Below are 7533 nucleotides of genomic sequence, written 5' to 3'. Positions count from 1 at the left end.
CTCGTCCCGGAAGCGGGCGACCAGGTGCGGGTTGCCGACGTCCACGCCCATCGAGGCCTCGGCCCCCAGCCCGGGATCGCGGGCCGGCGCCGCCCGCAGCACGCCCATGTCGGCGGTGCTCCACGCCGTGCGGCCCCCGTCCGACAGCTCGATCTCCACCCGGCGCGGGCCGGCGTCGGTGGTGATGTCGTAGGTCGCCCGCTCGACGCCCTGGGAGCGAGCGAGCGCGTGGGCCAGGCAGCGGATGCCGTTGCCGCTCATCTCGGCCCGGCCGCCGTCGCTGTTGAGCAGCGTCATGGCGACATCGGTCCCACCGGAGCCGGGCGACACCCTGATGAGCCCGTCGGCGCCGACGCCGCGCCGACGGTCGCACACCGCCTGGGCCAGCCCGGCGTCGATGGGCGTGGTGCCCTCGAGGTCGAGCAGCACGAGGAAGTCGTTCCCGAGGCCGTGGTGCTTGGTCAGCTGCATCGCGACCAGTCTCCCAGCACCTCGTCGTCGGGCACGAGCCCGTTCTCGCCCACGTCGACCCACCGGATGCGAGGGTCCCGCCGGAACCAGCGGACCTGGCGCCGTGCGAAGCGCCGGGTGCGGGTCACGACCTCGGCTACCGCCTCGTCGAAGGTCGTCCTCCCCTCGAGGTGGTCGAGCAGCTCGCGGTAGCCCAGCGCCTGGCGGGCAGTGCGCGACAACCCGCCCGGGCGGGCAGCTAGGGCCCGCACCTCGTCCAGCAGCCCTGCCTCGACCATGGCCGTGACGCGCTCGTCGATGCGGCGGTCGAGCACCATCGGGTCCAGGCGGAGGCCGACCTGAGCGACCCCGGCGGGCGGGTAGGCGTCGAGGCCCGGCCCGAACGACGAGAAGGGCCGACCGCTGCCGAGGGTCACCTCCAGCGCCCGCACCACCCGCCGGCGGTTGGTGGGCTCCATGCGGGCGGCGGCCACGGGATCGAGCTCCCGGAGCCGGCGGTGCAGAGCGGCGGTGTCGGGCTCGGAGTCCACCTCGGCCCGGGCCTCGGGGTGGCGGCCGGGCACCTCGAGGTCGTCGACCACCGCCCGAAGGTAGAGCCCGGTGCCGCCCACGAGCAGGGCCCGCCGGCCCCGCCCGGCGATGTCGGCGAGGGCCTCACGGGCAGCCGCCTGGAAGCGCGACAGCGAGAAGTCCTCGTCGGGCTCCACGAGGTCGATGAGGTGGTGGCGCACCTTGGCCTGCTCCACACGGGTGGGCTTGGCCGTGCCGATGTCCATCCCCCGGTACACCTGCATGGAGTCGACGCTCACGATCTCCACGTCGCCGGCCCGGCGGGCGACGCGGTGGGCGAGCGCCGACTTCCCCGACGCCGTCGGGCCGACGAGGGCCAGCGGAGGTGCGGGGCTCACGCGCTCAGCCGGCGGCGACGGGGATGCGGGTCTTGTGGCGGGGTCGGGCGGTGACGGCCACCAGATCGCCCCGGAGGTGGTGCGGCGCAGCCCCGGTGACCACCACGTCGACCACGGTCCCGGCGCCGAGGGGCGACGGCGAGGTGAAGTGGACGAGCTTGTTCTGGCGGGTGCGGCCGCTGAGCACCGCGGCGTCCTTCTTGCTTGGCCCCTCGACCACGACCTCCTCGGTGCGACCCACCCGCGCCTCGTGCTTGGCCAGGCCGCTGCGCTCGATGACGATGCGGAGGCGCTCGAAGCGGTCGGCCACCACCTCGGCGGGGACGAACCGGTCCGCCATCTCGAAGGCCTCGGTGCCGGGGCGGGGCGAGAAGATGAAGGTGTAGGCGCTGTCGTAGGCAGCCTCGGCCACGACCTCGAGGGTGCGCTCGAAGTCGTCATCGGTCTCGCCGGGGAACCCCACGATGATGTCGGTGGTCACCGCCAGGTCGGGCACGCCGACGCGGGCGGCGGCCAGGCGCTCGAGGTAGCGCTCGGCGGTGTAGCCCCGGTGCATGGCCGCCAGGACGCGGTCGCTGCCCGCCTGGAGGGGCAGGTGGAGGTGCTCGCAGACCGCCTCGGTCTCGGCCATGGCGGCGATGGTCTCGGGGCGGAGGTCCTTCGGGTGGGGGCTGGTGAAGCGGACCCGCCGGATCCCCTCCGCGGCGCCCACGGCCCGCAGCAGGTCGGCGAAGAGCGGCCTGGCCCGCACGTCGGCGCCGTCCCGGCGGGCGGCAAGGGTGAGGTCGCGACCGTAGGAGTTGACGTTCTGGCCGAGCAGGGTCACCTCGACGGTGCCCGCCGCCGCCAACCCTTCGACCTCGGCCACCACGTCGGCGAACGGGCGGCTGATCTCCTCGCCCCGCACCGAGGGCACGATGCAGAACGCGCAGCGGTTGTCGCAGCCGATCTGGATGGTGACCCACGCCGACCAGTCGAGGTCGCGGCGAACAGGCAGGGCCGAGGGGAAGGCGTCGCTCTCGGCGAGGATCTCCATGACCGGACCCTCGGCCTCGGCACGATGCAGGAGGTCGACGGCGCTGGCGGTGTTGTGGGTGCCGAAGACCACGTCGACGTGGGGAGCCCGCTCCTGGATGGTCGCCTGGTCCTTCTGGGCCAGGCAGCCGGCCACGGCGATCTGCATGCCCGGCCGGGCGTCCTTGAGGGCCTTGAGGTGCCCGAGGGTGCCGTAGAGCTTGTTGTCGGCGTTCTCCCGGATGCAGCAGGTGTTGAGCACCACCACGTCGGCCTCGGCCACGTCGTCGGTGGCCGCGAGGCCGTCGGCCTCCAGGAGGCCGGCGATGCGTTCGGAGTCGTGCACGTTCATCTGGCACCCGAAGGTGCGAACGACGTAGCGGCGGGTCACGACCCCAGGCTAGAGGTCGACTCCCGATCGGCTGGCGTCGGGACCTACTCGGCCCGGGCGTCGCTGGTGGCGGGCCGGTCGGCGCCGGCGGGCCGGCGGTCGCCGTTGGCCCGGACGTCACCGTTCGTGGCGGCGTTCGTGGTGCCGTCGGCATCGAGGTCGATGCCGACGAGGACCGGTGGCACCTCGATCTCGCCGGGGAGGCGCCGAGCCCGATCGTCGATGCACAGGCGGATCGCCGTGCGGCGCTCGCCGTCGATCTCGATGTCGGCGAAGGTGGGGACGCAGACGAGGTCGACACCGGACGGGGCGACGTAGCCCCGGGCAATGGCGAGCGCCTTGATCGCCTGGTTGAGGGCCCCGGCACCGACCACCTGGACCTCGACGGTGCCGGCCTGGCGGATCACGCCAGCCATCGCACCGGCGACGGAGTTCGGGCTGGAACGGCTGGAGACCTTCAGCACTTCCATGACGCCCCCCCGGGGCTCGTTCGACAGGGTCACTGCCATACGCACCACTCTTTCGACGTCGCCCCGGCAAGCTCCTGCCGTTTCCTCCCGTTTGGCTGAATTTCGATGCCAAGAGGTCGGTAGGGGCCTGTCGGGGGCCGCCGGGGGTTCAGTCGAGGCGCAGCGGCTCGTCGGGGTCGAGCTCGGCCAGGGCGTCGGCTTCGTCGCCCGCCTCGTCGCCGGCCTCGTCCTCGACCTCGTCGGTCGCGCCCACCTGGGTGCGGATCTTCTCGGAGATCTCCACCATCAGCTCGGGCGTCTCCGCCAGCAGGGTCTTGGCGTTCTCCCGGCCCTGGCCCAGCTGCTCGCCCTCGTAGGTGTACCAGGCACCGGACTTCTTGACGATGCCGAGGTCGACACCGATGTCGAGCACCGACCCCTCACGGCTGATGCCGTGGCCGTACATGATGTCGAACTCCGCCTGGCGGAATGGGGCGGCGCAGTTCGAGACGACGATGTCGTTGGCCACGAAGGTGTGGTGCTCGTCGACCTCGATGTCGTAGATCGGCCGCCACTCCGTCGGGCTCACCGCCGTGATCTTGTCGTACCAGACGTCCTCATCGAGCAGGTCCATGAGGAACGAGCTGTCGAGAGCGGCTGCCAAGCGCTCGAGGCGGTCGCGGCGGAGCCGGCTGTGACCGAGGACCTGCCGCAGCCCGCCCTTGGGATCACCGGCTCCCTCACCGACGAGCTGGGCCGCCGTCGTGGCCGACACGCCGAGGCCCCGGAGGTAGGCGAGCACCGGTTCGGTCTGGGTGGCCGCCAGGTACCCCCGCTGCGACCCACGGTGACGGGCCAACGCAGGTGATGCCAACGCCTCGGTGAGCGCCTGGCCACGGGGGCCCCACATCGGCAGCGCCTCCTTGAAGCGGACGACGTTGTCGATCCCCGACACCCGCACCTCCCAGCACGGCCGCTTGGCTCGCACCTCGCGGCCCTTGATGAGGCTGGGACGCCTGGTCGTGGGGTCGTACACCTGCACCGCGCTCCCGATGCCCCAGCGCAGGAGGAGCCAGTGGATCTGCCGGGCGAGCTGCTCGGACGTGGTGCTGAACCCGACGCGGACCCCTCCGGTCTGCTCCCGGCTCACGTAGCCGTCGCTCTCGAAGATCCCGAACAACAGGTTGCCCACCACGTCGCCGGAGACATCGGGGGCGAAGAACGGTGCGGGGATGCGCTTCTCCGGCGCCAGATGACCCCAGATCTCAGCCCAGCGAGCCAGCGCCAACAGGCCGTTCTTTTCACCCGGGCGGTGGGAGAAGCTGGCTTCGATCCCACGGGTTCGGACCCCGCAACCAAGAGAGGACGCGATGGCAGCGGCGTCCTCGTGGAGGACTGGCTGGACGTTCACGAACGAGATCGGTGTCTTGCCGCCGACATAGCCATCACCGATGAGGTAGCCCAGCATGCGGGCATGGGCCGCCGGCACCGGCTCGTGGTCCCCGAAGCCGAACGCTCGACGAGGACGGGCGACACGGTCGCCCACCACCAGGTCACCGGCCTGGCGCCATCCCGAATCGGTGAGGATCCTGTGGTCGACCGTGGCCCACAGGGCGGTGCCGTCGCGGAGGTGAAGCCCGAGGACCTCGTGCTCACCTTGGTCCATCCGGCTGACGATGGGACGCACGTGCAGCTTGCCGAGCTTGTCGGCTGCCACCACGGAGGTGCCGTCGCCGCGGTCGACGATGTCCTCGATCCGATGGGTGAGCCCCGTGGTGGGGTCGAACACGGTGGTGCCGGCGGCGACGCACTTGTTCTTCACCACCTTGACCCGGGTGCGGTTGCCCACCACCTCGACGCCGTCCTTGATCGACTCGATGCGCCGGATGTCGAGGCGGACCGAGGAGTAGAACTTCAGCGCCCGACCACCCGGCGTGGTTTCGGGTGAACCACACATCACACCGCTCTTCTCGCGGAGCTGGTTGATGAAGATGCAGATGGTGTGGGACTTGTTGAGGTTGGCGGTGAGCTTGCGCAGGGCCTGCGACATGAGGCGGGCCTGGAGGCCGACGTGGCTGTCGCCCATCTCGCCCTCGATCTCGGCCCGGGGGGTGAGGGCCGCCACCGAGTCGATCACCACCACGTCGAGGGCGCCGGAGCGGATCAGGGTGTCGGCGATCTCGAGGGCCTGCTCACCGGTGTCGGGCTGGGAGATCAGCAGCTCGTCGATGTCGATGCCGATGGCCCGGGCGTAGATCGGGTCCATGGCGTGCTCGGCGTCGATGTAGGCGCAGATGCCGCCGTTGCGCTGGGCCTCGGCCACCACGTGCATGGCGAGGGTGGTCTTGCCCGAGGACTCCGGGCCGAAGATCTCGGTGACCCGGCCCCGGGGTAGGCCGCCGATGCCGAGGGCCAGGTCGAGCGCCAGGGCGCCCGTGGGGATGGACTCGATGTCCATCGAGGACTTCTCGCCCATCTTCATGATCGAGCCCTTGCCGTGGCTCTTCTCGATCTGTCCGAGGGCCATCTCGAGTGCCTTGTCTCGCTCCACCGGGTGCTCCTTCTGCTTGCTGGCGTCTGGGGGGAAAGGGACCTCGACGGGCCCCGATTCGCATGGGCTCACCCTACGAAGGGGGTGTGACAGCGAACCGAGGCCGGCGAATCACACCCGTGTGACTTCGCCAGACAGTACCCACGAACGCACGTTCGTTCAAGGACCCTCAGCGACCATCGACGACCATCGACGACCATCCGCCCCAGCGGACGAGTCCTCAGCCGAGGGCGAGGAGGCGCAGGCGGAGGAGGTTGAGCACAGAGATGGTGGCGAACTGACGCACCCGCTCGCGGTCGCCGGGCATGCGGGTCCGCACCACCTCGACGTCGTCGCCGATGGCGAGGCCGAAGATCATGGTGCCCACCGGCTGGCCCTCCTGCTCGGCGGGGCCGGCCACCCCGGTGACGGCGAGGCCGATGTCGGCGCCGAACACCCGCTGGGCGCCCCGGGCCATGGCCTCGACGGTGGCCTCAGTGACCACCGGCCCTTCGGGCACGCCGAGCACGTCGAACTTCACCTGCGAGTCGTAGGCCACCACCGCACCCCGGAACCAGGCGCTGCAGCCTTCGGCGGCGCAGATGCGGGAGGCGACGAGCCCACCGGTGGCCGATTCGGCCAGGCCAAGGGTGAGGCCAAGGTCCTGCAGGAGGGCGCCGACGGCCCACTCCATCGTGTCGTCGTCGACCCCGAAGACGTTGGTGCCGAGGATGGCGCGCACCTCGGCGTCCTCGGCCTCCACCAGCTTCAGGGCCTCGGCCTCGGTGGGCGCCTTGGCGGTGATCCGGACCTTGATGCCCTCGATGCCGCTGGCGAGGAAGGCGATGGTGGGGTTGCCGGCGGCATCGAGCGCCTCGAGGCGCGGCGCCAGGCGCTCGGCCAGGGTGGACTCGGCGTCGCCCCAGGTGCGCAGCACCCGGCTGACGATGGTGGCCCGCTCGCCCATCCGGTCCTCGAGGTCGGGGATGATCGCCCGCTCGACCATCTCGGTCATCTCGTAGGGCACGCCCGGGACGGCATAGACGACCTTGTCGCCCACCGGGCAGATCAGGCCCGGAGCGGTGCCTCGCCGCTGCTCGATCACCGTCGCCCCCACGGGCACGTCGGCCTGGCGGGCGTTGTTGGCCGCCATGGTGCGTCCCCGGGCTCCGAACATGGCGCGGATGCGCTCGACGATGTCGTCGTCGAGCACCAGCGCCACCCCCATGACCTCGGCGATGGCCTCCCGGGTGATGTCGTCCTGGGTAGGGCCGAGGCCGCCGCAGACGATCACCGCGTCGGACCGGCTCAGCGCCAGGCGCAGCGTGTCGACGATGCGCTCAAGGTTGTCGCCCACCTTGGTCTGGTGCAGGGAGTCGATGCCCGAGAGCGCCAGGCGCTCGCCGAGCCACGACGAGTTGGTGTCGACGATCTGCCCGAGCAGCAGCTCGGTGCCCACGGCCACGACCTCACAGCGCAACGCTTGTCCGCCGTCCGTCGAGGAGGTACTGGACCCCGGTGGCCACGGTGAGGACCACGGCGGCCCACAGCACGGTGTCGGCCACCCCCGGGCTGCGGTCGGCCAGCGGCGGGAACAGCGCCAGGCCAACGGCCACGTCCTGCACCGCGGTCTTGACCTTGGCCGACCGGCGGGCCGGCAGGGAGACCCCCCGGCGGCTGACCCAGCCGCGGTACGCGCTCATGGCCACCTCGCGCACGGCGATGATCGCCACCGGGACCACCCAGAAGCTGCCCTTGACCACCAGTGCC

The 7533-nt window shown here is 71.4% G+C and carries 6 protein-coding genes and 1 pseudogene; all 7 read right to left on the bottom strand.

Annotated elements, in window-relative coordinates; translation table 11 throughout:
- The coding region (dapF, locus tag VMN58_00185; GenBank protein HUF31608.1) for a diaminopimelate epimerase at positions 1 to 471 on the bottom strand (471 nt) is incomplete at its 3' end.
- Positions 462 to 1379, bottom strand: coding sequence for a tRNA (adenosine(37)-N6)-dimethylallyltransferase MiaA (gene miaA, locus VMN58_00180; GenBank protein ID HUF31607.1), 918 nt, complete (start codon positions 1377 to 1379; stop codon positions 462 to 464). The genes dapF and miaA, both read right to left, overlap by 10 nt.
- Positions 1380 to 1383: 4 nt before the next feature.
- On the bottom strand, positions 1384 to 2784 hold the full coding sequence (gene miaB, locus VMN58_00175) for a tRNA (N6-isopentenyl adenosine(37)-C2)-methylthiotransferase MiaB (GenBank protein ID HUF31606.1): 1401 nt from the start codon (positions 2782 to 2784) through the stop codon (positions 1384 to 1386).
- Positions 2785 to 2996: 212 nt separating this feature from the next.
- A pseudogene (locus VMN58_00170) lies at positions 2997 to 3254 on the bottom strand (stage V sporulation protein S).
- Between the two features lie 148 nt (positions 3255 to 3402).
- Positions 3403 to 5784 (bottom strand): intein-containing recombinase RecA, encoded by a 2382-nt coding sequence (recA, locus tag VMN58_00165; protein ID HUF31605.1) that lies wholly within the window; start codon positions 5782 to 5784, stop codon positions 3403 to 3405.
- A gap of 220 nt (positions 5785 to 6004) precedes the next feature.
- Positions 6005 to 7228 (bottom strand): competence/damage-inducible protein A, encoded by a 1224-nt coding sequence (locus VMN58_00160; protein ID HUF31604.1) that lies wholly within the window; start codon positions 7226 to 7228, stop codon positions 6005 to 6007.
- Between the two features lie 4 nt (positions 7229 to 7232).
- Positions 7233 to 7533: CDP-alcohol phosphatidyltransferase family protein (locus VMN58_00155; GenBank protein HUF31603.1), on the bottom strand; the 301-nt coding region annotated here is incomplete at its 5' end.

Source organism: Acidimicrobiales bacterium, assembly GCA_035512495.1.
Lineage (GTDB): Bacteria > Actinomycetota > Acidimicrobiia > Acidimicrobiales > CADCSY01 > DATKDW01.
Note: the sequence above shows the minus strand (reverse complement) of the source record. Positions and strands in the feature narration are given on the sequence as shown.